The organism is Paracidovorax wautersii, assembly GCF_031453675.1.
In the GTDB taxonomy this organism is placed as follows: domain Bacteria; phylum Pseudomonadota; class Gammaproteobacteria; order Burkholderiales; family Burkholderiaceae_C; genus Paracidovorax.
Genome location: NZ_JAVIZX010000001.1, coordinates 1,020,217 through 1,045,291 on the forward strand (window position 1 = coordinate 1,020,217; position 25,075 = coordinate 1,045,291).

Below are 25,075 nucleotides of genomic sequence, written 5' to 3' on the forward strand. Positions count from 1 at the left end.
CGAGGTCGATCGCGGTAACCAAACCCCAAAATGCCTCTACAACCAAGGAAGTCTCATGGCATACACCGGATTCACCCCTGTAACCATCCAGGAAGACAGCGAAGCTGCCGACATCCCTTCAATGCGCGAGATGCCAGACGTGGGTTATTCGAAATACCTTGATGGAGGACTCTTTTTTACTGATCATCACGACGTCTTGAGAGCCGTCCACGGCGGCTACCCAATCGCAACTACTTCACGTCAAGTCGATTTGCTTGTTGAATACCTAGAGGGCGTCAAGTCACGAATGGTCTCCGCAGGTTCGTAAGCGACCAACTGTCGTAAGGCGCAAAATCAAGGACTTTACGGGACTCGCACCGCAGACTCAGACCAGTCTGCGTATGAATTAGCGCACTGGCCTTCAAGCGCGCCAAAGTTCTTTACCCTGCTTCTCGGCACTTGAAACCTGCAACTGTTGCCGTCGGTTGCAGACGAGGCTCCAACGGCAGAAATGGGGCCAGAAGCGGACGCCCGTTCAAGAGCAGAATCGGGGCCAACACCGGTTTTGCAGGCGCCCTCAGATGCTGCGCAAGTTCACCCTTTTCGATAGCGCCTCGGCGGACTCCCGCCGTTCGCTGTAGCGGTCCACCAAGTACGGCGTCGCACCCCGCGTCAGCCAGGTGAACTTCACCAACTCCTCCATCACATCGACCACGCGCTCGTAGTACGCGGAGGGCTTCATCCGGCCCGCTTCGTCAAACTCAGTGAATGCCTTCGCCACGGAGGACTGGTTCGGGATGGTCACCATGCGCATCCAGCGCCCCAGCACACGCATCTGGTTCACGGCATTGAAGGACTGCGACCCACCGCAGACCTGAAGCAGCGCCAGCGTCTTGCCCTGCGTCGGCCGTACGGCACCAGCCGTCAGCGGAATCCAGTCAATCTGGGACTTCAAGATGCCAGACATCGCCCCGTGGCGCTCCGGGGAGCACCACACCATGCCCTCGCTCCAAAGCGCCAGTTCGCGCAGTTCCTTCACCTTCGGGTGGTCGTCCGGCGCTCCATCCGGCAGCGGCAGCTCCCGAGGGTCGAAGAGCCGTGTTTCTGCCCCCATGGCCTGCAACAGCCGCGCCGCCTCCTCCGCCAACAACCGGCTGTACGAGCGCTCGCGGACCGAGCCGTAGAGCAGCAGGATGCGCGGGGGATGCGATGCTCGCTCTGTCGGCGCAAGTAGAGACGGGTCAAGCGGCTGAAACTGGGCGGGGTCGATGTTGGGCAGGTCAGTGGTATCGGTCATATGCATCTCAGAAATCAGCCTACGCTCAGGCGCAACGCAAGCGCAGCCAGCGTGACGGCCAGTACCGGAACCGTCAGAACGACCCCGACACGGAAGTAGTAGCCCCAGGCAATCGTCGTTCCCTTGCTGGACAGAACGTGAAGCCAGAGCAGAGTCGCCAAGCTGCCTATAGGCGTAATCTTGGGTCCCAGGTCGCAGCCAATCACGTTGGCGTAGACCATGGCCTCTTTAACCAAGCCCGTGGCGCCAGACTGGTCGATGGACAGTGCGCCGACCAAGACGGTGGGCATGTTGTTCATCACTGAGGACAGACCGGCTGTCAGGAAACCTGTTCCCATCGCAGCGCCCCACACACCACCCTCAGCAAAGACATCGAGCGCACGTGCCAGCGCACTGGTGAGCCCTGCGTTGCGCAGACCGTAGACCACCAGGTACATCCCCAGCGAGAACACCACGATTTGCCACGGCGCGCCCTTCAGGACCTGGATGGTGCTGATGGTCCGGCCTCGCGCGGCGACTGCCAACAGAAGCGCGGCGCACACCGCAGCCACCGCACTGACCGGCACACCCAGCGGCTCCAGCCAAAAGAACCCGACCAGCAGCAGCGCCAGTACCGCCCACCCTGCTCGGAAAGTGCTGATGTCCCGAATCGCGGAGCTTGGCTCCTTCAAGCGCTCCAAGGCATACGTCTGAGGCAAGTCCTTGCGGAAGTACAGGTGCAGCACGCCGAGACTGGCGCCCACGGCAGCGAGATTCACCGGGACCATGACCGATGCGTACTCGTTGAACCCAATACGGAAGAAGTCGGCCGAGACGATATTGACCAGATTGGAGACCACCAGCGGCAGACTGGCGGTGTCGGCAATGAAACCTGCCGCCATCACGAAGGCCAGTGTGCTTGCCGGCGAAAAGCCCAGCGCCACCAGCATGGCCATCACGATAGGCGTGAGGATGAGTGCAGCTCCATCGTTGGCGAAGACCGCTGAAACCGCTGCGCCCAGCAGCACGATGAAGGCAAAGAGCCGCTTGCCGCTACCGCCACCCCAGCGGGCCACGTGCAGCGCAGACCACTCGAAAAACCCAGCCTCATCAAGCAGAAGGCTGATGATGATGACCGCCACGAATGTCGCCGTCGCGTTCCACACAATGCCCCAGACGACAGCGATGTCAGCCCAGTGCACAACGCCCAATGCGAGGGCCACGATGGCGCCGAAGGATGCGCTCCAGCCGATGCCAAGCCCGCGCGGTTGCCAGATGACCAGGACGAGGGTGCAAACAAAAATCAGGATGGCCGCAAGCATGCTCTGTTCTTCTTCTCGGTGTGCGCGGCCGAGCGGCCGCAGGAGGCATCAGCTCTTGGACAGGTCGCGGGCGGACTGCTGCAAGGTCAGCTTGTCGATAGCCGATGGCGGCAGATTGATAAACACCTCCAGGCGCTGACGGATAGCAAACAAGGTCTGCCGGAAAGCGGCTACCCGTTCTTCATCGAAGCCTTTGACCTCGGAGGGGTCTGCATATCCCCAGTGGGCCGTGGCCGGATGACCTGGCCAGTACGGACAGGCTTCGCCTGCGGCGTTGTCACACACCGTGATGACGAGGTCCATGTGAGGCGCGTCCGATGCGCCGAACTCATCCCAGTTCTTGCTGCGCAAGCCTTCGGTGGGGACACCCACGCGCTCCAATGCCGCTATCGCCAGCGGGTTCGGCTGCTGGTTTTCGCGAGGGCTGCTTCCTGCGGAGAACGCCTTGAAGCGCCCACCGCCAAGGTGGTTCAACAGAGCTTCTGCCAGGATGCTCCGGGCAGAGTTGTGCGTGCACAGGAACAGGACGTTCAGAGGCTTCTCGGTGGTCATGGCAGGTAGTGGTCGTGGTGGTGGAACTGTCGGAATCAGCAGGACTTGCAGCTCACATCGGTCACTTCACATGCGGCGCCAGCGCAGCAGTTCTGCGTCATGTAGCCCAGAAGGCTGTTCATGCGGTCGAAGGCCGCGCGGTAGACCAGATTGCGGCTCGCACGCTCTTGTGTCACCAGACCCGAATGCGTCAGTTCCTTGAGATGGAACGACAGCGTGGTGTTGGCGGTCTCCAGTGCCTCGGCCATGACGCCAGGCGTCAGCCCTTCAGGGCCTGCGACCACGAGCGCGCGGAAGATGCGCAGGCGCAGCGGATGGGCGAGTGCTGCGAGAGAGTCGACGACTTGTGATTCATCCATGGCTCTAAATATACGATATTTCAACAAATATGAAAATAAGGAGGCAAAGAGCTGCTGGACGAACTGTGCGGAGGACCGCAATGGGAGTTGAACGACCGGTTCAGCCAGGGTCTGCTTTGGGCGCACTGCAGCCGCTCGGTCCTGCAGAAGCTCCGCACCATATCCATCACGGCCCCGCATCGCAAATGCCTCAGCTCATACAACAGAGTGGGTCAATACTCGATGAAGAGCGCGAGTGAGACCTCAGAGGAATACAAGAGAGATCTTAACCAAGCAGCATAATCTGCTCGCGCTAGTCGTCTGTTCGGCAGTTCCAAGCCCAAAGGGCATCTCGTGAATAGCTGCACCAGCTTCAGTGCAGCATTTCTCTGTACCTCCGCCATGCTCCAGCGTGCTGCCTAACGCAATCCAAGTACCACTGCGGTGGATCATCGAAATCTCTCAAGAAATGGTTGAACTGAACAGCTCGCGCAGCAATAGCTTGTTCAATTCGCTCACCTGGTGCGCACAACAACCAAGCGGCCCAAACAATGATGTTATGCCGTAAGTCGCTACCCAGTGATTCAATGACTACTCTTTTCGGACTGTTGATTTGCAAATCTTCCGCGCGAAAGATCTCAGTCAGATAAGCCTGCAGCCTCTGTTTGCGGCGATGCCCAAGCTGCATGGTGCATAAGTGACGAAGCACGGCGAGCGTACCTGGTGCAAGCAGAGTCGGATGGCCATCAGTGGCCACATCCAGAGCAGAAATAATTTTCCGTATGGCAAGAAACGCCTCGTCATCCCATATTGCCGGAGCAATCCGGGGACCACTGCCGAGCTCTTGCCCGCACTCGTGACACCGCGACAGCAAAGCATCTTCAACCCACTCTGCGTTCATATCCACACGATGAAATGCCACAGCGGCTCCGCAAGCATGACAGTGATCGAGCAGAAGGCAGTTGTGGATTAGACAGAAGGTTTTGAGACTGACTCGCCAAGTCTTCCGGAAGTACGGCGTTGAATCCGTCGCCAAGCACTCGGGACAGAACTGCTGACCTACCCCCTCCCGCTGCCGGTGGTACATCTGCATATTCTGAATCCACAACAATGTCCCAGAAGGGTGAAAGTGAGGATACAGCGTGCCTTCGAAAACTTGCAGGGTGGTTCTTCGCGCAATTTCAGCGGGCGTGCCAGTGTGCACGGCGAGCGCGTCAACAAGCCATGGCGGAGCCAAGCGGTCAATGTCCCGATTCCACACCTGCCGACGATTACCAAAGAGCAGGTTGCAGAAAGACTGAACTTTCAACCCATGGCCATGTGCCAGCCGTACGAGCCAGGAGGACAGCAACTCATCGGGCAAAGGCTTGTACCTGATCGGCCAAAGTGCAGCCTGTGCTCGGGGCCCATACTCGCCATCGGCATTCACAATGGCCGACGATACATCTTTCGTTTGGAAGGTGGCACCCATTCAAGCCTCGCAATCTGCTCAACAGATATGCACTCTTTTCCGGTGCGAATGGCATCAACGGCTGCTTCCTTTACAAGGTCACAGATGTCTCCGAGCATGGATTCGCTACGCGCGTGAATTGCCATCATCAATTCCGGAGCATGTAAATGCGAGGCGCGACGCAGCGGGCTCCGGCGTTCCAGTGTCATGAGCAGCGTGCCCAGCTCCCGACCAGGCGACCAACGGGGCATTTCAATAGGAACGAAGCGGCTCGACATTTGGGGATCAGCATTGAACGCGTTGTATGCCTCTTCAATGCCGGAAGCCACGATGCTGACCTTGGTTTCGTTGCTCAAGCTCTTTAGTGCGTTCCTGAACTCTCGCTGTCGGTTCGGGCTGCCCGCAATGAGATGGTGGATCTCGTCAATGATGAGAACCTTCACATCCATTTGCCGAAACAGACGCTTAACTTGCGAGTATTTTTCGTAGGCTGGCGCTGTCGGCTTGTAGGGCGTCATCAAAGCATCGAGGATCCGACTGTAGAAGTCGGCGATGTCAGGCTTGGGCGGAGCATCCACCATCAGCACAGGACAGATGGTTACCTCCTGAGATGGGTCAAGGTCAGGTGGATGCAACTCCATGAAGCGCTCCAGAATTGACGTCTTGCCACTGTACGAGGGGCCGACAAGCAAATAGCACGGCACCCTAGTAACTCTTGGGTAGCTGAGCAATTCCTCGAAGCGGTCCAACGCTCCTTTCGCGTGCTCCAAGGGCAACCACGCCCCCGCACGAATGTGGCGGATTCGATCAGCATCAGGAAGGTGCACGAGTTCGCGCGCCTTCGCATGCAGATGACTGAGATCGTCGCTGGTCTTACTCATCTTCCTCCAAAGGACGGATCTCGTTCGGGTTGTAGCCTTTCAAGGCGGGAGCTGTCACAGACGGTGATACTGAACTGACTGTTGGCAGATCCGTTTTCTTGCTCTCACGGGCCTTGGACTGCTGAACACGCTGCTGCTTTGCACGACGCGCTTTTTTGGTCTTGGCTGCGGCCGAGTCTTCAATCTCTCGCTGGCGGGTCAAGAGCGAGAAAACCTCCCGCTCGTCGTATACATCAATACCGATTTCCTCCGCCCGCTTCTGTGCTGCGCGCAACTCCCAAACACTGACAGGCGGGAGCCCGATGTCCCGATAAGGAATGGAGAAGTAGCGCTGAAGATCGGGGTCAAAGAAGTAAAGTGAACTAATGTCCCGCGGGTCATAGCGAAAGCGAAACTTGCGGGCATGTTTCGGGTGGCTAGGGTCACGTGCGTTGACCCATGGACGAAGCACATCGTGAAAATAGTGCACTCGATCAATGACCAACCCCGTAGTCTTGAACAGTGCGCTCCTCATAGGGCATAAAGTCGAGCCGGACCTTCTCAGTATCAGTGCGCCGCGCAGGAAGCCCTCGGCCCGGCTTCTTCTTCGTCCCGAGAATGCCCTCGCGCCATTTCGCAAGTGGCGTTGTACCGATGCCGGAATGGATGTCGCGGTGATAGCGGGCAAACATGATCACGAGCCATTTTTCTAGCTCATCAAACGTCATGCACGCGTTGCCCTCTGCGTCGTACTCTCCCTTTTCCGTTGGGCCAGAGAAAGTAGCGCCTTTTACCGCTTTGAGCTCCTGAGAGACCGTACCCATCAGGCGTTCAATGTATGCCCCGTAGTGCGGCTGTTTGACGGGTCGCAAATGGATGTCAATGTGGTACTCCTTGCCTGCGGCTAGAAGCATCCTTCCGCGGAATTCACGTGCGTTATCCATGTGCAGGACGTCCATCACGCCGTAGAAGGGCCACTCGATGTCGGCGCATCCCAGGCGAGCCATCCATGCTTCCTTCGGAAGAATGGCGTGCGACATGCACATGCCGGCTGACATGGCTGATGGTGGGTCCAACGATAAATGCATCCCCAAGCACACACGGCTATTCACATCAATTGCCAAGGTGATCCAAGCGCGATTGATCGACTTGCGGTGCTCATCGTCCACGATGATTACCGGCAGCAAGGTGTGATCCATCTGAACCATCGCCAACGGCCACTCCGCATCAGGAATGGAGCCTTTGTTGACCGCAAATCGCTGACGTGCCTCACGCGCCCCCTCCCTCCGTTTGACGCGCTCCTGCCCGTCAATCCAGCTCAAATGGCGATACACGGTCGAAATTGACGGGAGGGGGGTGAGTCCCGCGGCATCGCAAAGACGGCGTATCTCGCGAGCGCCTTCTGCAATGCTGGGCTTCTGCAAAGTGAGATGCCGACCCTGGATGTAGCTGTCCACGATCAGTTTCACTTCTGGATCCAAACGGCTACGCCCACGTCCGCCGGCCCCGTGCGGCAGGCAACAGGGATGACAAGAGGCCCGTGCTTGAATAGGCTTTCATCCACCGATAGATAGTCGCTGTAGCGACCCCCGCTTGCTCGGCCACCTCCGCATAGTCCTGCGGCGATCGGTCGATGCGATCACTAAACAATGGTTCCAGTGCCTTAAGCCTGAACTCAGCCTGAGCCCACGCATCCTCGCTGACCTCTTCCAAGGCCATTTCACGCGACACGAGTTGCAATTGTCCGGCGCGGGCTGGTGCATCAAGTGATCCGAGTTTGAGTATGACCTTTTCACCAGAGGCCACCTCTCGGGCAAGCACCAGATTAAGATCCACAACCCGGAGCACGACATACTCGCGTTCGTTGTGCAGCACGGTCGCACCTTTGGTGACGTTCAGCACAGCAGGAGTTTTGCGCGAAGACTCAGAGGAAGCCATACCCTCAGGCCTCCAGCCAAATTGCCACATCTGCACCGAACGGTGTGTCCAGATCGGCGCAAACGCGCTTAGAAGCGATCAGATGCCAGAGCACAGGCAACCAACGCGCACGCTCATCTGACTTGCCCGCCATGGTGCACACGATTTCATCCGAAGAGCTACGGCCGCCTCGTTCTTGCAACCGCGCCAGCATCAGCGCTATATCTGCCGGTGAGGGAACATCCCGCAGATACCGACGCAAAAACTTTGCGTTTGAAAGCCGAGGGGTCCGGATGTCCTTTTCCGTCTTCTTCAGGAATCGCCAACCCCGATCCGCCGCGAACTGATCGGCTGCGGCAAATTTGACCGCGTACTCGTCGGCAAAGCGATCTAGAAAGGCTTGCGTTTTCACCTCAACCAGTTCTCGCGGGGGCATCACGCCATTCGCATCTGGATGAAACCAGACCAAGAGATCGGGGGTGTAGAGAGAACCACCAGGTAGCGGAACATGTACAGGCTGGGCCTCGTATCCCGCCACCCGTGGATCAAAGTCCAGGAGCAGCATGTGCTCCTTCTCCAGAATCGACTCAAACTCGACCATCTCTGGAGAGAGATCGGTCGCATGACGACCTGTGACGAAGAGATAGTTTTTGGGAATTTTGCGAACGGGCATCCACGGATCCTTGCGCAAGTGCCCGGCGCCAATCCAGTCGCACTTACTTCGCTATTTATTCTCAACCTCTTCGATAAAAATGGCAACGAGAGATGCCATTTTTCTCATTTACTTCGATATTGAGTCAGTCTGAGTTCCGCCGCGCAGTAGCCCAAAAGGCGTCGCCGCATGGTGCGGGGCGCCTTTTTTTGCGGCGTGCCCCAGACGCGGCCACCGCGGTTCGCCGCGATTCGCCGCAGCGATTACAAGCCAAATCGGCCTGCAGCGCTTATAAATAAAGCGCAACCAGCTATATTAATAATAGCAAAATGATCAGCCTGCCGACAGCAGCGCCGCCGGGTCTTCGGACGCCATCACCTCCTGCGCCCAGGCCGCGAGCTTGCGGGTGTCGGCCCGCAGCACCTCCTGCTTGACGGCCAGGATCTGCGCCGGGTGCATGGAGAAGCTGCGCAGGCCCAGCCCGAGCAGCAGCCGCGTCATGGCCACATCGCCCGCGGTCTCGCCGCACACGCACACGCTCTTGCCCTGGGCCTGGCCCTCGGAGATCACATCGGCCACCAGGCCCAGCACGGCCGGGTGCAGCGGGTCGTACAGATGGGCCACGGCCTCGTCGGCGCGGTCGATGGCCAAGGTGTACTGGATCAGGTCGTTGGTGCCGATGGAAAGAAAGTCGAAGTACTTCAGGAAGCTGCGCACGATGAGCGCCGCCGCCGGGATCTCGATCATGGCGCCCAGTTGCACCGGGCCGAAGGCCGCGCCCCGCGCCTGCAGCTCCGCGCGGGCCATGTCGACCTGCGCCAGCGTCTGGCGGATCTCGCCCACATGCGCCAGCATGGGAAACAGCAGCCGCACAGGCCCGTGGACGGCGGCACGCAGCACGGCGCGCAGCTGCGTGCGGAACATGGCGGGGTCGGCCAGGCTCCAGCGGATGGCGCGCAGGCCCAGCGCCGGGTTCAGATGGCTGTCCTTGTGGCCCTTGTCCAACGGCTTGTCGGCGCCGACGTCGATGGTGCGCAGCGTGACCGGCAAGCCTTGCATGCCCTCCACGGCCTCGCGGTAGGCCTGGTACTGCGCCTCCTCGTCGGGCAGATGGCCATTGCGGCCCATGAACATGAACTCGCTGCGAAACAGGCCGACGCCCACGGCGCCCGCGCGCACGGCCGCCGCGGCATCCGCGGGTTGCTCGATGTTGGCCAGCAGCTCGACCGTCTCGCCGTCCAGCGTGACGGCCGGCGTGTGCCGCAGCCGGGACAGGCGCTCGCGCTCCAGTGAGCCCTGGCGCTGGCGGAAGCCGTATTCGGCCAGGATGATGGGCGACGGATCGACGATCATCACGCCCGCATCGCCGTCGATGATGACCCAGTCGTCCTGGCGCACCAGCTGGCTGGCGGCGCGCGCACCCACCACGGCCGGAATGTCCATGCTGCGCGCGACGATCGCCGTGTGCGAGGTCTTGCCGCCCACGTCGGTGACGAAGCCGGCGAACACGCTCTGCTTGAACTGCAGCATGTCGGCCGGCGAGAGGTCGTGGGCCACCAGCACCAGCGGCACATCGACCTTGTCGTCCAGCAGCAGGTCCTGCGTGCCCTTGCGGCGCGGGCTGCTGGGCGGCGGCGCCACGGGGCTGGCCACGCCCTTCATGTAGCGCAGGATGCGCTCGACCACCTGCTCCAGGTCGGCCTTGCGCTCGCGCAGATACTCGTCCTCCATCTCGTCGAACTGGCGCGCGATGATCTCCAGCTGCGTGGTCAGCGCCCACTCGGCGTTGTAGAGGCGGTCGGTGATCCAGTGCTTGACGCCGCTCACCAGTGCCTCGTCCTGCAGCAGCATCAGGTGCACGTCGAGCAGCGCGGCCAGCTCCGGCGGCGCATCGTGGGGCATCTCGGCCTGCAGGCGCTGGAGCTCGTCTACCACCGCGTTGCGGCCGTTGCGCACGCGCACGATCTCGGCCGCCACCTGGCCGGGCTCGATGAAGTAGTGCACCACGTCCACGCGGCTGGACGCGACCAGCACGGCCCGCCCGATGGCGATGCCGCGGGCGACGGCCAGGCCGTGGACGGCGAACGTCATGCGGGCCTCTCTGCGCAGGCCCCGCGCACCACAACGCTGAAGACCGCGCAGCCCATGCTCACTCGCCTTCGCCGAACTTGTTCTGGATCAGCGCCAGCAGGGCGTCCATGGCCTCCTGCTCCTGCGCGCCGTGGGTCTCCAGTTCCACCACGGAGCCGATGCCGGCGGCCAGCATCATCACGCCCATGATGCTCTTGGCATTGATGCGGCGGTCGCCCTTGGACATCCACACGTCGCAAGGAAAGCTGCCGGCCAGCTTGGTCAACTTGGCCGAGGCACGCGCATGCAGACCGAGCTTATTGCTGATGGTGATAGTGTTCTTGATCATGGTGTGAGCGTCGGTTCTGGTTCTGGGGTGCCGCCACGGCCACCTGCATCACGCCCTGCGTGCCGCCGATGACGGCGCGCGACACCAGCGCGTCGAGCGGCTCGGCGCGGTAGCTCACCGAGCGCAGCAGCATGGGCAGATTCACGCCCGTGACCAGGCGGGAACGCTCGCCATCCACCAGGCGCTGGGCCACGTTGCACGGCGTCGCCCCGAAGACGTCGGTGAGCACCAGGGCCGGCAGGTGCGCCCGCTGGTCCATCAGGATGCGTGCCGCGGCCAGGGTCTCCTCGGGCGGGGCGTTGGGATGCACATCGAGGGCCACCACGTCGTCGCCGCAGTCGGAGAACACATGCAGCGCGCATTCGCGCAGGGCATGGGCCAGGGGGGCATGGGCAATGATGAAGATGCAGGTGGTCATGGGCAAAACGGTATCGGCTGCATTATGGCGCCGGCGTGCGGGGCGCTGGCCCCTCGGCACCGCGCATCACCGCAGCCGCAGGCCCTCGAAGAAGGTACTGGCGGCTTCGCGCGGGGCCGCCGCCGTGTAGTAGACCATCGCATGGAAGAGCCAGGCGTGGCCGCCCTCTTCCCGGGCGAACCAGGCCGCCTCCGTCAGGACCGCGGTTCCATCCGCGGCACGGCCCTGCAGCAGCTGGCGCACCGACTGCGCCAGCGGCAGCGCCCCGCGGGGCACGAAGGCCGTCTGCGCCGGTGGAAGGTCGGCCGCACCGTCCGCTGCGGGTCCATGCAGCCGGGCGCGGACAGCGGCCTGCCACTGTTCCAGCAGGGCGGGCGCCCGGGCGGGGTCATCGAGGCGCAGATAGGAGACGGCAAAGGTCGTCCCGTCGACCTCGCAGCCATTCATGATCAGGACCACCTCGCTCCCCTGCGTCCATTCGACCGTGCGCACGGCCCGCTCCGGCTTGCAGGGCAGCAGCAGTTCCAGACCCGGGGCGTCGAGCGTCACGGTTCGCCAGTTCAGGGCGGGACTGCAGGCCGCCGCACACAGGCCCAGGAACAGCAGCAGGGCGGGCCGCAGGGAGCGCAGGTTCATACGGCATTATGGGCAGCAGCAGCCACCCCAACGGCGTCGGCCGTCGGTGGACCCGGCGAGCCCCCCGCCGGCGGCGCCCCGCGGGTCCTTCCCTCCGCGATCCTGACGCAGATCAATGCCGCGCGGCTTGGGCACAGAACTTCGGCACGGCGCGCGGGTCCATGTGATGGGGCCTTCGGGCGGCCTGCTGCACAATGGCAGCGGCCGCACAGCGACAGGCACGGGCCGGGCCGCGCGCAAGGCGCACTTTGGAAAGACAAGGGTATGCGTATCACACACGGAATCGCCGCCGCCGCACTGGTGGTATTCGCAGGCATTGGCGCCTGGGTGTTCCTGGGCGCCGGCAAGGCCGAGGCGCCCGCATCGACCTTCGTGCTGCTCGATGGCTCCCGCCAGACCACGGCCGACCTGCGCGGCAAGGTCACGCTGGTCAATTTCTGGGCGACGAGCTGCGTGACCTGCGTGGCGGAGATGCCGGAGGTGGTGGCCACGTACAACAAGTACCACGCCCAGGGCTTCGACACGCTGGCCGTGGCCATGAGCTACGACCCGCCAAGCTACGTGGTGAACTTTGCCGAGACGCGCAAGCTGCCCTTCAAGGTGGCGATCGACAACACCGGCGCGGTGGCGCAGGCCTGGGGCGATGTGAAGCTCACGCCCTCGACCTTCATCGTCAACAAGCGCGGCGAGATCGTGAAGAGCTATGTCGGCGCGCCCGATTTCCCCGAACTGCACAAGCTGATCGAACGCCTGCTGGCCGAGACCTGAGGCCGCGCGGCCGCTCCCGCCCATCTGTGGGCCGATTCTCGCAAGAAATCGGCCCTTGACGCAGCAGGCGCGGGCGCAAGCAGCTATTCAATCCATAGCAACACCCGGCGCGCCGCTCAGCGGTCGCGGTAGGCGTCGTGGCAGGCCTTGCAGCTGGCCGCCGTGGCGCTGAACGAGGTCTTCACGGCGTCCAGGCTGCCGGTCCTGGCGGCCGCAGCCAGCTGCGTCGACTGCGCCACCAGCTTGTCGGCATGCTCCTTGAACTTGGCGGGTTCGGCCCACACGGCCGGCCGGGCCTTGTGCGGCGCGCCCTTGTCGGTGCCGGGCTCGAACGCGGCCCATGGCAGCCTGGCCATGGCGGCGACCACGTCGGCGTTCTCCTGCGCCAGCTTGGCGTCGAAAGGCACCCGGCCATTGGCCATGGCGCCCAGGCGCGTGAAATGCTGGCCCAGCACGAACAGCGCGCTCTGGCGGTACTGGATCGCATCCTCCGGCTTGGCGAACTGCGCGGCGGCGGGCGTGGACAGGCTCAGGGCCGCAGGCACCCAGGCCAGTGCGGCAAGGACTCTCAGCTTCATCGGGACCTTCCCTTTCTTTCGGTGCGGGTGGTGGGCACACCCTCTTCGTCATCGTGGTGGCGCTGCAGGGCGGGCGCCACGTTGCGGCATCCCGGCAGCGCGCCCGACAATAGCGCCAAAACCGATTCCAAGGAACGCCGTCCATGAGCCACACCGTCGTCCGCGTCTGGGACCTGCCGACCCGCCTCTTCCATGGCGCATTGGCGGTGGCCGTGGTCGCGCTGGTGGTCACCGCCAAGACGGGTGCCATGGACTGGCATGTCCGGCTGGGCTACGCCGTCCTGGCAATGCTGGTGTTCCGGCTGGTCTGGGGACTGTTCGGTGGGCGCTGGTCGCGGTTCTCTCAGTTCGTGTACTCGCCCGGCCGGCTGGTGCGTTACCTGCGCGGGCAGCCCCATCCGCACGACGGCATCGGCCACAGCCCGCTGGGCGCGCTCTCGGTCTTCGCACTGCTGGGCGCCCTGGCCGTGCAGGTGCTGACCGGACTGACGGCCGACGACGACATCGCCTTCTCGGGGCCGCTCACCCGCTTCGTCTCCCGCGCGGTCGTCGGTCAGGCCACGGAATACCACACGGAGATCGGCCAGTACGTGGTGATCGGACTGGTCGCGCTGCATGTGCTGGCCGTCGGGTTCTACGCGGCCATCCAGCGCAGGCCCCTGGTTGGCGCCATGCTGCTGCACGGCAACCGCGAGGCGCCAGCCGGCGCGCCGTCATCGCGCGACGATGCGGCCACGCGCCTGGGCGCCGTGCTCCTGCTGGCCGCCAGCGGCGCCTTCGCGTGGTGGGTGTCCACGCTGTGAGAAAGCCGTCCGCCGCGGGCGGGGTTGCGCCAGCGCACGGCGATCCGTGGGGCAGGCCGCTACACTGACCGCTTATCCGACCCCCGCGCCCTTTCCGCCTGCGCCGCCTGTGGACCACCAACCCGCCATCATCCTGCAGACCCCGTCCAGCCCCGCCGAGATGGACGCGGTCCGCGACATCTTCCGCGAGTACGCCGACAGCCTGGGCATCGACCTCGCCTTCCAGCAGTTCGACGAAGAACTGGCGACCCTGCCCGGCGACTATGCTGCGCCGCGCGGCCAGATCCTGCTGGCCCTGGTCGAAGGCAGCGTGGCCGGCTGCTGCGCACTGCGCCCCCTGGACGCGGCAGACTATCCCAACGCCAGCGAAATGAAGCGCCTCTATGTGCGCAAGGCCTTTCGCGGCTTCGGCCTGGGGCGGCAACTGGCCGAAGCGACGCTCGACGCCGCGCGCCAGGCCGGCTATGCCTGTGTGCTGCTGGACACGCTGGACGGCATGGAGTCAGCCCGCGCCCTGTACGCCGACCTCGGGTTCGAGGAAATCCCGCCCTACTACCACAACCCCGTGGCGGGCTCGCACTATCTCAAGGTCGACATTTTTTGAGCGTTTTGGGCCTCCCACGCCCTACTGGCAAGCGCTTCGAGCTATTTAAAATATAGCAAACCACTGAAGATGGTGCGCTGACTGTGGCGGCACACCGTTAGGGCCCAGCAGCGGTGCGTGGCGCGGCCCTTCACCGCGCTGCGACACGCCCCGCCAGCCGCTATCGACCCGCGCCGGTCCCCATCCCGCCACCCGATGGACGAAAAAAAAAAGCGCCTCCCGTCGCCAGGAAGCGCTTGTCCCGAGGGCCGGCGGGCGTCAGGCGTTCTGCGCCTGGGCCAGCAGCGTGGCGGCGTCGCTCACCTCGAACTTGCCCGGGGCTTCCACGTTCAGCGTGACCACCTTGCCGTCCTTGACCAGGGCGGAGTAGCGGTTGCTGCGCAGACCCAGGCCCTTGCCGTTCAGGTCCAGCGTCAGGCCGGCCGCCTTGGCGAAGGCCGCATCGCCATCGGCCAGCATGCGGACCTTGCCATCCGTCTTCTGGTCGCGCGCCCACGCGCCCATCACGAACGCGTCATTGACGCTCAGGCACCAGATCTCATCGACGCCCGCGGCCTTGAAGGCTTCGGCATTCTCCACGTAGCCAGGCACGTGCTTGGCCGAGCAGGTGGGCGTGAACGCACCCGGCACCGCGAACAGAGCAATCGTCTTGCCCGCCGTGGCCTTGTCCACCGGCACGGGATTGGGGCCGAGGCTGCAGCCGTTGCCTTCGACTTCGGAATACTCCATCAACGTGGTTGCGGGCAGCGTGTCGCCGATCTTGATCATGGGTCTCTCTCCTGTGGAAATGGATGACGGGACAGGGCCGCCGCAGCCTCTGCGCAAATGCGGCCCCAAAAGAAAAACGACCCACATTGTGGGTCGTTTTTCGGGGCTTTGCAGCCTGGAGCCGGTGAAGGCTTAAACCAGGGCAGCCTTTTGGACCAGACGGGTCGCAACCCAGTTCTTGGTCTTGGAGATCGGACGGCTTTCCGTGATCTCGATGGTGTCACCCAGCTTGTACTCGCCCTTTTCGTCATGGGCGTGGTACTTGCTCGACTTGGCCACGATCTTGCCGTAGAGCTCGTGCTTCACACGGCGCTCGACCAGCACGGTCACGGTCTTTTCACGCTTGTCGCTGACCACCTTGCCGATCAAGGTGCGCTTGAGGGATTTTTTAGCTTCCGTCATGTTCGCTCCTCTTACTTGGCGGCTTGCTTTTGAGCAAGGATGGTCTTTGCACGGGCGATATCACGACGGGTGATACGCAGCGTGTTGGTGTTACCCAGTTGTTGCGTGGCCTTCTGCATGCGCAGACCGAAATGGGCCTTTTGCAAGGACTTGATTTCGGCTTCGATGCCAGCGACGTCTTTTTGGCGCAGTTCAGCAGCTTTGGTCATTTCAATTCTCCTGATCAAGCGCCGATCTGACGGGCAACGAACGTGGTGCGCAGCGGCAGCTTGGCAGCAGCCAGGCGGAACGCTTCGCGGGCCAGTTCTTCCGGCACGCCAACGATCTCGAACACCACCTTGCCGGGCTGGATTTCAGCCACGTAGTACTCGGGGTTGCCCTTACCGTTACCCATACGCACTTCTGCGGGCTTGGTAGAGATTGGCTTGTCGGGGAACACACGGATCCAGATACGGCCGCCACGCTTCACGTGACGGGAGATCGCACGGCGTGCGGCCTCGATCTGGCGGGCCGTCAGACGGCCACGGTCCGTGCACTTCAGACCGAAGTCACCGAAAGCCACCGAGTTGCCACGGGTGGCAATGCCGGTGTTACGGCCCTTCTGCTCTTTGCGGTATTTGCGACGAGCGGGTTGCAGCATCGTTATTCTCCTTTGCCGTCCGCTGCTGTAGCGGGCGCGTCAACCTTGCGAACGCGCTTAACGGCGGTTGCGTCGGTGCCACCGGCACCAGCGGGCTTGTCGCTGCCATCGGCCGGAGCGGCATTGCCACCCACGGGACGACGGGGACCACGGCCAGCACCTGCGCGATCACCGCCTGGGCGGCCATCACGACGGGGGCCGCGGGGGCGACGCTCTTCTTCAGGACGCGGCGTTTCTGCAGCAGGCAGATCGTTGCGACCCAGCGTGTCACCCTTGTAGACCCACACCTTCACGCCGATCACACCGTAGGTGGTCTTGGCTTCGGAGGTGCCGTAGTCGATGTCGGCACGCAGGGTGTGCAGCGGCACACGGCCTTCGCGGTACCACTCGGTACGTGCGATTTCGATACCGTTCAGACGGCCAGCCGACATGATCTTGATGCCTTGGGCACCCAGACGCATGGCGTTTTGCATGGCGCGCTTCATGGCGCGGCGGAACATGATCCGCTTTTCGAGCTGCTGCGTGATGCTGTCGGCGATCAGCTTGGCATCGATTTCAGGCTTGCGCACTTCTTCGATGTTCACTGCGACGGGCACGCCCAGACGCGTGGCGAGTTCCTTCTTCAGGTTCTCGATGTCTTCGCCCTTCTTGCCGATCACGACACCAGGACGCGCCGAGTAGATCGTGATGCGGGCGTTCTTGGCAGGACGCTCGATCAGGATGCGCGACACGGCGGCGTTCTTCAGCTTGGCCTTCAGGTACTCGCGCACCTTGATGTCTTCGGCCAGCATGCCGGCGAAGTCACGGTTGCTTGCGTACCAACGGCTGGCCCAGTTGCGGCTGACCGCCAGGCGGAAGCCGGTAGGATGGATTTTCTGTCCCATAGTCTTCCTTGGCCTCAGTTACCAACCGTCACGTACACGTGGCACGTGGGCTTGCTGATGCGGTTGCCGCGACCCTTGGCACGGGCCGTGAAGCGCTTGAGCGTGGTGCCTTGCTCGACGTAGATGGTCTTGACCTTCAGATCGTCGATGTCGGCGCCGTCGTTGTGCTCGGCGTTGGCGATGGCGGACTCCAGAACCTTCTTGACGATGCCAGCAGCTTTTTTCTGCGTGAACGTCAGGATGTTCAGGGCTTGGTCGACCTTCTTGCCGCGGATGAGGTCCGCGACCAGACGGCCCTTGTCGACCGACAGACGGACGCCCCGGAGGACTGCACGTGTTTCAGACATGGTCGTTCCTTACTTCTTCTGGACTTTCTTGTCCGCGGGGTGACCCTTGAAGGTGCGCGTCAGGGCGAATTCGCCCAGCTTGTGGCCCACCATCTGGTCGGTGACATAGACCGGCACGTGCTGCTTGCCGTTGTGCACGGCAATGGTCAGACCGATGAACTCGGGCAGAACCATGGAGCGACGCGACCAGGTCTTGACTGGCTTCTTGTCCTTGGTTGCGATGGCCTTTTCGACCTTGGCAATCAAGTGATGGTCAACAAACGGACCCTTTTTGAGAGAACGAGTCATTTGCTACCCCTTACTTCTTGCGACGCGACACGATCATGACCTGTGTGCGCTTGTTGTTGCGGGTGCGATAACCCTTGGTGAGATTACCCCAAGGATCGACTGCATGGCGGCCTTCGCCGGTACGGCCTTCGCCGCCACCGTGCGGGTGATCCACCGGGTTCATGGCCACGCCGCGAACCGTCGGACGGATACCCATCCAGCGCTTCACACCGGCCTTGCCCAGTTGGCGCAGGCTGTGCTCTTCGTTGGCGACTTCACCAATGGTGGCGCGGCACTCGATGTGGATCTTGCGCACTTCGCCAGAGCGCATACGCACCTGGGCGTACGTGCCTTCGCGGGCCAGCAGCGTGGCGGACGCACCAGCCGAGCGGGCGATCTGTGCACCGGCACCGGGCTTCAGCTCGATGCAGTGGATCGTCGAACCCACGGGGATGTTGCGGATCGGCAGCGTGTTGCCAGCGCGGATCGGGGCTTCCGAACCGGACAGCAGCGTTGCGCCGACTTCCAGGCCACGGGGAGCAATGATGTAACGACGTTCGCCGTCGGCATAGCACACCAGAGCGATGTGGGCCGTACGGTTGGGGTCGTACTCGATACGCTCGACCTTGGCAGGGATCGCATCCTTGTTGCGCTTGAAGTCCACCACACGGTAGTGGTGCTTGTGACCACCGCCCTTGTGACGGGTGGTGATGTGGCCGTTGTTGTTACGGCCAGACTTCTGGTGCTGGGGTTCCAGCAGGGGCGCGTAGGCTTCACCCTTGTACAGGTGGTCACGCGTGACCTTCACCACGGCACGTTGGCCAGGCGAGGTCGGCTTCATCTTGATGACTGCCATTTATGCGGCCTCCCCGGACAGGTTCAGCTCTTGACCTTCCTTCAGCGTCACATAAGCCTTGCGCACGTTGTCGCGGCGGCCCATGGTCTTGCCAAAGCGCTTGGTCTTACCCTTGGTGTTCACCACAGAGACGCCCTTGACCTCGACCTTGAACATCAATTCCACAGCGGCCTTGATTTCGGGCTTGGTAGCGTTCTGCAGCACCTTGAACGTCACAGCGTTGGACTTTTCGGCAACCATGGTGGCCTTTTCGGACACGATGGGAGCGACCAGCACTTGCATCAGACGGCCTTCGTCAAACTGGATCGTGCTCATGCGAACATCTCCTTGAGTTTGTCGATAGCACCCTTGGTGACGAGCACTTTCTTGTAGTGCACCAGCGACACGGGGTCTGCATAACGGGGTTCGACGACGAACACGTTCTTCAGATTGCGCGAGGCGAGGTACAGGTTTTCGTCGACTTCTTCGGCGATCACCATCACCGATTGCAGGTTCATGGCCTTGAACTTGTCGGCCAGCACCTTCGTCTTGGGCGATTCCAGCGTCAGCGAATCCACCACGGCCAGACGGCCTTCGCGGGCCAGCTGCGACAGGATGGAAGCCATGCCGGCGCGGTACATCTTCTTGTTGATCTTCTGCGTGAAGTTTTCTTCAGGCAGGTTCGGGAAGATGCGGCCGCCCCCACGCCACAGCGGGGAGGAGGTCATACCAGCACGTGCGTTACCCGTACCCTTTTGCTTGAAAGGCTTCTTGGTCGAGTGACGGACTTGTTCGCGGTCCTTCTGGGCGCGCGTGCCTTGACGGGCATTGGCGCGGTAGGCCACGACGATCTGGTGGATCAGGTCTTCGTTGTACTGACGGTCGAACACGGTTTCGGGCACGTCGATCTTCGAAGCAGCCTGGCCTTGCTCATTCAGGAGTTCGAGCTGCATTAGTTCGCTCCTTCAGCGGCTTTGGCCTTGATGGCAGGACGCACCGTCACGAAGCCACCCTTGGAGCCCGGAACAGCGCCCTTGATCAAGAGCAGTTGACGTGCTTCGTCGATGCGGATCACGTCGAGGTTTTGGGTGGTCACAGTGACGTCGCCGAGGTGGCCCGTCATGCGCTTGCCGGGGAAGACGCGACCGGGGTCTTGCGCCATACCGATGGAGCCGGGCACGTTGTGCGAACGGCTGTTACCGTGCGATGCGCGCTGCGAAGCCATGTTGTGACGCTTGATGGTACCGGCGTAGCCCTTACCGATCGAAGTGCCTTGCACGTCGACCTTCTGGCCCACGGCAAACACGTCCGCCACGGGCACGGCAGCACCCGCGGCGTACTTGCCGGCGGTTTCTGCGGTCACGCGGAATTCCTGGATGATTTCACCGGCTTCCACACCTGCCTTGGCAAGGTGGCCGGCTTGTGGCTTGGTCACGCGAGATGCCTTGCGCGAACCGAACGTGACCTGCAGGGCCACGTAGCCATCGTTCTCTTGGGTTTTGACCTGGGTCACGCGGTTGTTGGACACATCCACCACCGTGACGGGCACTGCGTCCCCGTCATCGGTGAACAGACGCATCATGCCCACCTTGCGGCCCAGCAACCCCAGGGAGTTGCTCAGACTCATTGGTTATTCTCCAAAACTTTCACCGCCCCGACTTCAATTGGCCGAAGCGTTTGCACGGGCGGTTGCCTACGGCGTTGACCGTTGTGCGCGAAAGAAGGTTGATAAAACTTCGCATGCCTGAACCCGCCGGGCGGGCGCAAAAATGCGAAGCCGCAAAGTATAACGCGGACTGCCTTTTCAGGCAAGCCCGCGTTATAGGGTGTGGTGCAGCGGTTGATCCGCCACACCCGCAGCCGCCGTTTACTGCAGCTTGATCTCGACGTCCACGCCAGCCGGTAGATCGAGCTTCATCAGAGCGTCCACGGTCTTGTCCGTGGGGTCCACGATGTCCATCAGACGCTGGTGGGTGCGGATTTCCAGCTGGTCGCGCGACGTCTTGTTGACGTGCGGCGAACGCAGGATGTCGAAGCGCTTCATGCGCGTCGGCAGGGGCACGGGACCCTTGACGATGGCGCCGGTGCGCTTGGCGGTGTCGACGATCTCGGCGGCGGACTGGTCGATCAGCTTGTAATCGAAAGCCTTCAGGCGGATACGGATCTTTTGCTTGGACATGGCAAGTTCCTTTATTGCTTAAAGATTAAGCAATGATCTTGGCCACGACGCCGGCGCCGACGGTACGGCCGCCTTCACGGATGGCGAAGCGCAGACCTTCTTCCATGGCGATGGGGTTGATCAGCTTGACGGTGATCGACACGTTGTCGCCGGGCATGACCATTTCCTTGTCGGCGGGCAACTCGATGGCGCCCGTCACGTCGGTCGTGCGGAAGTAGAACTGGGGACGGTAGTTGTTGAAGAACGGCGTGTGACGGCCGCCTTCGTCCTTGCTCAGAACGTAGACTTCGGCGGTGAAGTGCGTGTGGGGCTTGATGGAGCCGGGCTTGCACAGCACTTGGCCGCGTTCGACGTCTTCACGCTTCGTGCCGCGCAGCAGCAGGCCGACGTTGTCGCCAGCTTGGCCTTGGTCCAGCAGCTTGCGGAACATTTCCACGCCGGTGCAGATGGTCTTTTGCGTGTCGCGGATACCGACGATTTCGATTTCTTCGCCGACCTTGATGATGCCGCGCTCGACACGACCCGTCACCACGGTACCGCGACCGGAGATCGAGAACACGTCTTCCACGGGCATCAGGAAGGCACCGTCCACAGCGCGCTCAGGCGTGGGGATGTAGGTGTCCAGGGCTTCGGCCAGCTTGTCGATGGCTTGCTCGCCCAGGGGGCCCTTGTCGCCTTCCAGGGCCAGCTTGGCGGAGCCGCGGATGATGGGGGTGTCGTCGCCGGGGAAATCGTACTTGTCCAGCAGTTCGCGGACTTCCATTTCCACCAGTTCCAGCAGCTCTTCGTCGTCCACCATGTCGCACTTGTTCAGGAACACGATGATGTAGGGCACGCCCACCTGACGGGCCAGCAGGATGTGCTCGCGCGTTTGGGGCATGGGGCCGTCAGCGGCCGAGCACACCAGGATGGCGCCGTCCATCTGGGCAGCGCCGGTGATCATGTTCTTGACGTAGTCGGCGTGGCCGGGGCAGTCCACGTGGGCGTAGTGACGGTTTTGCGTCTCGTATTCCACGTGGGCGGTGTTGATGGTGATGCCGCGGGCCTTTTCTTCAGGGGCCGCGTCGATTTCGTCGTACTTCTTGGCTTCGCCGCCGAACTTGGCGGACAGCACGGTGGCGATCGCTGCGGTCAGCGTCGTCTTGCCGTGGTCCACGTGGCCGATGGTGCCCACGTTGACGTGGGGCTTGGTACGTTCGAACTTACCTTTTGCCATTTTGAATCTCCAAAGAGCATTGCCTGTGTCAGGGTTTAACGTCTGCACCCGATTGCTGATTCGTCCCGCACAGGGCAACGGGACGGCACCGGGTCGCAGATTGCAAGAATCTTGCTACTATTTTTATAGCTGCATGCGCTTACGGAATAAGCGCCGCAAGCCGATCTCATTCAAACCAACGGGAAGGAGCCACTACCGCGACCCCCTCCCGCCCCGGGCCTTTACTTGGCGCGGGCTGCCATGATGGCTTCAGACACGTTGCGAGGGGCTTCGCTGTAGTGCTTGAATTCCATCGTGTACGTGGCGCGGCCTTGCGTTGCGGAGCGCAGCGAGGTCGAGTAGCCGAACATTTCGGACAGAGGCACTTCGGCCTTGATGGCCTTGCCGCCACCGACCATGTCGTCCATGCCCTGCACCATGCCGCGACGCGAGGACAGGTCGCCCATCACGGTACCGGCGTAGTCTTCAGGCGTTTCCACTTCCACGGCCATCATGGGTTCCAGGATGACGGGACCGGCCTTGCGGCAGCCTTCCTTGAAGCCGAAGATGGCAGCCATCTTGAACGCCAGTTCGTTCGAGTCCACATCGTGGTACGAACCGAAGTGCAGCGTGACCTTGACGTCCACCACCGGATAGCCGGCCAGCACGCCTTGCGTGACGGCTTCGTTGATGCCCCTTTTCCACGGCCGGGATGAATTCGCGAGGAACCACACCGCCCTTGATGGCGTCGACGAACTCGATGCCCTTGCCGGCTTCGTTCGGCTCGATCTTGAGCACGACGTGGCCGTACTGGCCCTTACCACCGGACTGGCGCACGAACTTGCCTTCGGCTTCTTCCACCGTCTTGCGGATGGTTTCGCGGTAGGCCACCTGGGGCTTGCCCACGTTGGCTTCCACGCCGAATTCACGCTTCATGCGGTCCACGATGATTTCCAGGTGCAGCTCGCCCATGCCGGCGATCAGCGTCTGGCCCGATTCCTCATCGGTCTTCACGCGGAACGAAGGATCTTCCGCAGCCAGGCGTTGCAGGGCGATGCCCATCTTTTCCTGGTCGGTCTTCGTCTTGGGTTCCACGGCCTGCGTGATCACGGGCTCGGGGAACACCATGCGCTCCAGCGTCAGGATGGCTTCGGGGTCACACAGGGTTTCACCCGTGGTCACGTCCTTCAGGCCCACGCACGCGGCGATGTCGCCGGCACGGATTTCCTCGACTTCGATCCGCTCGTTGGCGTGCATCTGCACGATACGGCCGATACGCTCCTTCTTGCCCTTGACGGGGTTGTACACGGTGTCGCCCTTGGAGAGCACACCGGAATACACGCGCACGAAGGTCAGCTGGCCGACGAACGGGTCGGTCATCAGCTTGAACGCCAGAGCAGAGAACTTCTCGCTGTCGTCGGCCTTGCGGCTGGTTTCCTTCTCGTCTTCGTCGAAGCCGGGGACCGGGGGGACGTCGATGGGCGAAGGCAGGTAGTCGATCACGGCGTCCAGCATGCGCTGCACACCCTTGTTCTTGAACGCGGTACCGCACAGCATCGGCTGGATCTCGGTGGCGATCGTGCGCGTGCGCAGGCCGACCTTGATCTCTTCCTCGGAGAGGTCACCCTCTTCCAGGTACTTGTTCATCAGTTCTTCGGACGCTTCGGCAGCGGCCTCGACCATCTTCTCGCGCCATTCCTTGGCGGACTCGGCCAGCTCTGCAGGAATGTCCTGGTAGTCGAACTTCATGCCTTGCGAGGCTTCGTCCCAGATGATGGCCTTCATCTTCAGCAGATCGACCACGCCCTTGAAGCCTTCTTCGGCACCGATCGGGATCACGACCGGCACGGGGTTCGCCTTCAGGCGCAGACGCATCTGGTCGTAGACCTTGAAGAAGTTGGCGCCGGTGCGGTCCATCTTGTTGACGAACGCGAGACGGGGCACCTTGTACTTGTTGGCCTGGCGCCAGACGGTTTCCGACTGGGGCTGCACGCCCCCCACGGCGCAGTACACCATGCAGGCGCCGTCCAGCACGCGCATGGAACGCTCCACCTCGATGGTGAAGTCCACGTGACCGGGGGTGTCGATGATGTTGAAGCGGTGCTCGGGGTAGGACATGTCCATGCCCTTCCAGAAGCAGGTCGTGGCGGCCGACGTGATCGTGATGCCGCGCTCTTGCTCCTGCTCCATCCAGTCCATGGTGGCAGCGCCGTCATGCACTTCACCGATCTTGTGGTTCACACCCGTGTAGAACAGGATACGTTCGGTCGTCGTGGTCTTGCCAGCGTCGATGTGGGCCGAGATACCGATGTTGCGGTAGCGCTCGATGGGGGTCTTGCGTGCCATGATGTTTCTTTCGTTTAACGGCCAAGAGCCCGCCCGCCAAAAACTGGCGGATCGGGCTCCCAGCCTTCGAGATATGAGGACGAAACTCGGACTTAGAAGCGGAAGTGGCTGAAAGCCTTGTTGGCTTCGGCCATGCGGTGCACTTCGTCACGGCGCTTCATCGCACCGCCACGGCCTTCCGTGGCTTCCAGCAGTTCGTTGGCCAGACGTTGGGCCATGGACTTCTCGCCACGCTTGCGGGCGGCTTCCTTGATCCAGCGCATCGACAGGGCCAGGCGACGCACGGGACGCACTTCCACGGGCACTTGGTAGTTGGCACCGCCCACGCGGCGGGACTTCACTTCGACCATGGGCTTCACGTTGTTGATGGCAACGGTGAAGGCTTCCAGGGGGTCCTTGTCAGGGTGCTTCTTCTCGATCAGTTCCAGAGCGCCGTAAATGATGCGCTCTGCCACTGCCTTCTTGCCGCCTTCCATGATCACGTTCATGAATTTGGACAGCTCGACATTGCCGAACTTGGGATCCGGCAGGATTTCACGTTTGGGGACTTCGCGACGACGTGGCATTTTTCACCTCTATCTTTGCTTCAGTTGGCATCTTTTCAGACACCGCGAGAGCCAATGAAGGACTCCCACTTACT

At 62.1% G+C, this 25,075-nt stretch carries 33 protein-coding genes and 1 pseudogene; 4 read left to right on the plus strand and 30 right to left on the minus strand.

Annotated features, from left to right (window positions below; translation table 11 throughout):
* Nucleotides 1-55 precede the first annotated feature (55 nt).
* Nucleotides 56-307, plus strand: a complete 252-nt coding sequence (locus QE399_RS04695; RefSeq protein ID WP_309826591.1) for a hypothetical protein — start codon at nucleotides 56-58, stop codon at nucleotides 305-307.
* Between the two features lie 249 nt (nucleotides 308-556).
* Here the strand turns inward: QE399_RS04695 and arsH are convergent, their stop codons facing one another.
* The 14 genes from arsH to QE399_RS04765 form a co-directional block, all read right to left on the minus strand.
* On the minus strand, nucleotides 557-1,276 hold the full coding sequence (gene arsH / locus QE399_RS04700) for an arsenical resistance protein ArsH (RefSeq protein ID WP_309826593.1): 720 nt from the start codon (nucleotides 1,274-1,276) through the stop codon (nucleotides 557-559).
* A gap of 14 nt (nucleotides 1,277-1,290) precedes the next feature.
* A complete protein-coding gene (locus tag QE399_RS04705; RefSeq protein WP_309826594.1) occupies nucleotides 1,291-2,577 on the minus strand; it encodes an arsenic transporter in 1,287 nt (428 codons plus the stop codon).
* A gap of 48 nt (nucleotides 2,578-2,625) precedes the next feature.
* On the minus strand, nucleotides 2,626-3,129 hold the full coding sequence (locus QE399_RS04710; RefSeq protein ID WP_309826595.1) for an arsenate reductase ArsC: 504 nt from the start codon (nucleotides 3,127-3,129) through the stop codon (nucleotides 2,626-2,628).
* Nucleotides 3,130-3,164: 35 nt separating this feature from the next.
* A complete protein-coding gene (locus QE399_RS04715; protein WP_309826597.1) occupies nucleotides 3,165-3,488 on the minus strand; it encodes an ArsR/SmtB family transcription factor in 324 nt (107 codons plus the stop codon).
* A gap of 352 nt (nucleotides 3,489-3,840) precedes the next feature.
* Nucleotides 3,841-4,938 (minus strand): TniQ family protein, encoded by a 1,098-nt coding sequence (locus QE399_RS04720; protein WP_309826598.1) that lies wholly within the window; start codon nucleotides 4,936-4,938, stop codon nucleotides 3,841-3,843.
* Nucleotides 4,893-5,798 (minus strand): TniB family NTP-binding protein, encoded by a 906-nt coding sequence (locus QE399_RS04725; protein WP_309826599.1) that lies wholly within the window; start codon nucleotides 5,796-5,798, stop codon nucleotides 4,893-4,895. Before QE399_RS04725 ends, QE399_RS04720 begins: the two co-directional genes overlap by 46 nt.
* Nucleotides 5,791-6,282, minus strand: coding sequence for a Mu transposase C-terminal domain-containing protein (locus QE399_RS04730; protein WP_309826600.1), 492 nt, complete (start codon nucleotides 6,280-6,282; stop codon nucleotides 5,791-5,793). The genes QE399_RS04725 and QE399_RS04730 overlap by 8 nt, the downstream gene beginning before the upstream one ends.
* A complete protein-coding gene (locus tag QE399_RS04735; RefSeq protein WP_309826601.1) occupies nucleotides 6,272-7,246 on the minus strand; it encodes a hypothetical protein in 975 nt (324 codons plus the stop codon). Before QE399_RS04735 ends, QE399_RS04730 begins: the two co-directional genes overlap by 11 nt.
* A gap of 16 nt (nucleotides 7,247-7,262) precedes the next feature.
* Nucleotides 7,263-7,679: a hypothetical protein gene (locus tag QE399_RS04740; protein WP_309826602.1), complete on the minus strand. Its 417-nt coding sequence runs from the start codon at nucleotides 7,677-7,679 to the stop codon at nucleotides 7,263-7,265.
* Nucleotides 7,680-7,719: 40 nt separating this feature from the next.
* Nucleotides 7,720-8,367, minus strand: a complete 648-nt coding sequence (locus QE399_RS04745; RefSeq protein WP_309826603.1) for a TnsA endonuclease N-terminal domain-containing protein — start codon at nucleotides 8,365-8,367, stop codon at nucleotides 7,720-7,722.
* Between the two features lie 312 nt (nucleotides 8,368-8,679).
* Nucleotides 8,680-10,437 (minus strand): phosphoenolpyruvate--protein phosphotransferase, encoded by a 1,758-nt coding sequence (gene ptsP / locus QE399_RS04750; protein ID WP_309826605.1) that lies wholly within the window; start codon nucleotides 10,435-10,437, stop codon nucleotides 8,680-8,682.
* Nucleotides 10,438-10,495: 58 nt separating this feature from the next.
* The gene (locus QE399_RS04755) at nucleotides 10,496-10,765 is read right to left on the minus strand and encodes an HPr family phosphocarrier protein (RefSeq protein ID WP_309826606.1); all 270 of its coding nucleotides are present in this window, start codon (nucleotides 10,763-10,765) and stop codon (nucleotides 10,496-10,498) included.
* Complete coding sequence (locus QE399_RS04760) at nucleotides 10,734-11,183, minus strand: PTS sugar transporter subunit IIA (RefSeq protein WP_309826608.1); 450 nt, start codon at nucleotides 11,181-11,183, stop codon at nucleotides 10,734-10,736. Before QE399_RS04760 ends, QE399_RS04755 begins: the two co-directional genes overlap by 32 nt.
* Before the next feature lie 66 nt (nucleotides 11,184-11,249).
* Nucleotides 11,250-11,819, minus strand: a complete 570-nt coding sequence (locus QE399_RS04765) for a hypothetical protein (protein ID WP_309826610.1) — start codon at nucleotides 11,817-11,819, stop codon at nucleotides 11,250-11,252.
* Between the two features lie 264 nt (nucleotides 11,820-12,083).
* Here QE399_RS04765 and QE399_RS04770 point away from each other — a divergent pair, with 264 nt between their 5' ends.
* On the plus strand, nucleotides 12,084-12,587 hold the full coding sequence (locus QE399_RS04770; protein WP_309826612.1) for a TlpA disulfide reductase family protein: 504 nt from the start codon (nucleotides 12,084-12,086) through the stop codon (nucleotides 12,585-12,587).
* Nucleotides 12,588-12,703: 116 nt separating this feature from the next.
* On the opposite strand, the gene QE399_RS04775 is transcribed toward QE399_RS04770, so the two are convergent.
* Nucleotides 12,704-13,165 carry a c-type cytochrome gene (locus tag QE399_RS04775; protein ID WP_309826614.1) on the minus strand — a complete coding sequence of 154 codons (462 nt, stop codon included), beginning with the start codon at nucleotides 13,163-13,165 and terminating at the stop codon, nucleotides 12,704-12,706.
* 143 nt (nucleotides 13,166-13,308) lie between these two features.
* Between QE399_RS04775 and QE399_RS04780 the strand changes: the two genes are divergently transcribed.
* Both QE399_RS04780 and QE399_RS04785 read left to right on the plus strand, forming a co-directional pair.
* A complete protein-coding gene (locus QE399_RS04780; protein WP_309826616.1) occupies nucleotides 13,309-13,968 on the plus strand; it encodes a cytochrome b/b6 domain-containing protein in 660 nt (219 codons plus the stop codon).
* Between the two features lie 160 nt (nucleotides 13,969-14,128).
* On the plus strand, nucleotides 14,129-14,572 hold the full coding sequence (locus QE399_RS04785; RefSeq protein WP_309831938.1) for a GNAT family N-acetyltransferase: 444 nt from the start codon (nucleotides 14,129-14,131) through the stop codon (nucleotides 14,570-14,572).
* 258 nt (nucleotides 14,573-14,830) lie between these two features.
* Here QE399_RS04785 and QE399_RS04790 read toward each other — a convergent pair whose 3' ends face one another.
* From QE399_RS04790 to rpsG, 15 genes and pseudogenes are all read right to left on the minus strand, one after another.
* Complete coding sequence (locus QE399_RS04790) at nucleotides 14,831-15,340, minus strand: peroxiredoxin (RefSeq protein ID WP_309826618.1); 510 nt, start codon at nucleotides 15,338-15,340, stop codon at nucleotides 14,831-14,833.
* A gap of 132 nt (nucleotides 15,341-15,472) precedes the next feature.
* A complete protein-coding gene (rpsQ, locus tag QE399_RS04795; protein ID WP_309826620.1) occupies nucleotides 15,473-15,742 on the minus strand; it encodes a 30S ribosomal protein S17 in 270 nt (89 codons plus the stop codon).
* An 11-nt stretch (nucleotides 15,743-15,753) separates the two neighbouring features.
* Nucleotides 15,754-15,951: a 50S ribosomal protein L29 gene (gene rpmC / locus QE399_RS04800; protein ID WP_309826622.1), complete on the minus strand. Its 198-nt coding sequence runs from the start codon at nucleotides 15,949-15,951 to the stop codon at nucleotides 15,754-15,756.
* 14 nt (nucleotides 15,952-15,965) lie between these two features.
* Nucleotides 15,966-16,382 (minus strand): 50S ribosomal protein L16, encoded by a 417-nt coding sequence (gene rplP, locus QE399_RS04805; protein ID WP_309826624.1) that lies wholly within the window; start codon nucleotides 16,380-16,382, stop codon nucleotides 15,966-15,968.
* 2 nt (nucleotides 16,383-16,384) lie between these two features.
* Entirely contained in the window at nucleotides 16,385-17,266 is an 882-nt protein-coding gene (gene rpsC, locus QE399_RS04810) for a 30S ribosomal protein S3 (protein WP_309826626.1), read from the minus strand.
* 14 nt (nucleotides 17,267-17,280) lie between these two features.
* Nucleotides 17,281-17,613 carry a 50S ribosomal protein L22 gene (rplV, locus tag QE399_RS04815; RefSeq protein WP_309826628.1) on the minus strand — a complete coding sequence of 111 codons (333 nt, stop codon included), beginning with the start codon at nucleotides 17,611-17,613 and terminating at the stop codon, nucleotides 17,281-17,283.
* A 9-nt stretch (nucleotides 17,614-17,622) separates the two neighbouring features.
* Entirely contained in the window at nucleotides 17,623-17,901 is a 279-nt protein-coding gene (rpsS, locus tag QE399_RS04820) for a 30S ribosomal protein S19 (RefSeq protein ID WP_309826629.1), read from the minus strand.
* 10 nt (nucleotides 17,902-17,911) lie between these two features.
* Nucleotides 17,912-18,736 carry a 50S ribosomal protein L2 gene (gene rplB / locus QE399_RS04825; RefSeq protein ID WP_309826630.1) on the minus strand — a complete coding sequence of 275 codons (825 nt, stop codon included), beginning with the start codon at nucleotides 18,734-18,736 and terminating at the stop codon, nucleotides 17,912-17,914.
* On the minus strand, nucleotides 18,737-19,051 hold the full coding sequence (gene rplW, locus QE399_RS04830; protein ID WP_309826632.1) for a 50S ribosomal protein L23: 315 nt from the start codon (nucleotides 19,049-19,051) through the stop codon (nucleotides 18,737-18,739).
* Complete coding sequence (rplD, locus tag QE399_RS04835; protein WP_309826633.1) at nucleotides 19,048-19,668, minus strand: 50S ribosomal protein L4; 621 nt, start codon at nucleotides 19,666-19,668, stop codon at nucleotides 19,048-19,050. Before rplD ends, rplW begins: the two co-directional genes overlap by 4 nt.
* A complete protein-coding gene (rplC, locus tag QE399_RS04840; RefSeq protein WP_309826634.1) occupies nucleotides 19,668-20,342 on the minus strand; it encodes a 50S ribosomal protein L3 in 675 nt (224 codons plus the stop codon). Before rplC ends, rplD begins: the two co-directional genes overlap by 1 nt.
* Nucleotides 20,343-20,582: 240 nt before the next feature.
* On the minus strand, nucleotides 20,583-20,894 hold the full coding sequence (rpsJ, locus tag QE399_RS04845; RefSeq protein ID WP_005796953.1) for a 30S ribosomal protein S10: 312 nt from the start codon (nucleotides 20,892-20,894) through the stop codon (nucleotides 20,583-20,585).
* 25 nt (nucleotides 20,895-20,919) lie between these two features.
* Nucleotides 20,920-22,110 (minus strand): elongation factor Tu, encoded by a 1,191-nt coding sequence (gene tuf / locus QE399_RS04850; protein WP_309826679.1) that lies wholly within the window; start codon nucleotides 22,108-22,110, stop codon nucleotides 20,920-20,922.
* A gap of 221 nt (nucleotides 22,111-22,331) precedes the next feature.
* Nucleotides 22,332-24,435: pseudogene (gene fusA, locus QE399_RS04855) on the minus strand (elongation factor G).
* A gap of 92 nt (nucleotides 24,436-24,527) precedes the next feature.
* Nucleotides 24,528-25,001 carry a 30S ribosomal protein S7 gene (gene rpsG / locus QE399_RS04860; RefSeq protein WP_056668881.1) on the minus strand — a complete coding sequence of 158 codons (474 nt, stop codon included), beginning with the start codon at nucleotides 24,999-25,001 and terminating at the stop codon, nucleotides 24,528-24,530.
* Between the last annotated feature and the right edge of the window lie 74 nt (nucleotides 25,002-25,075).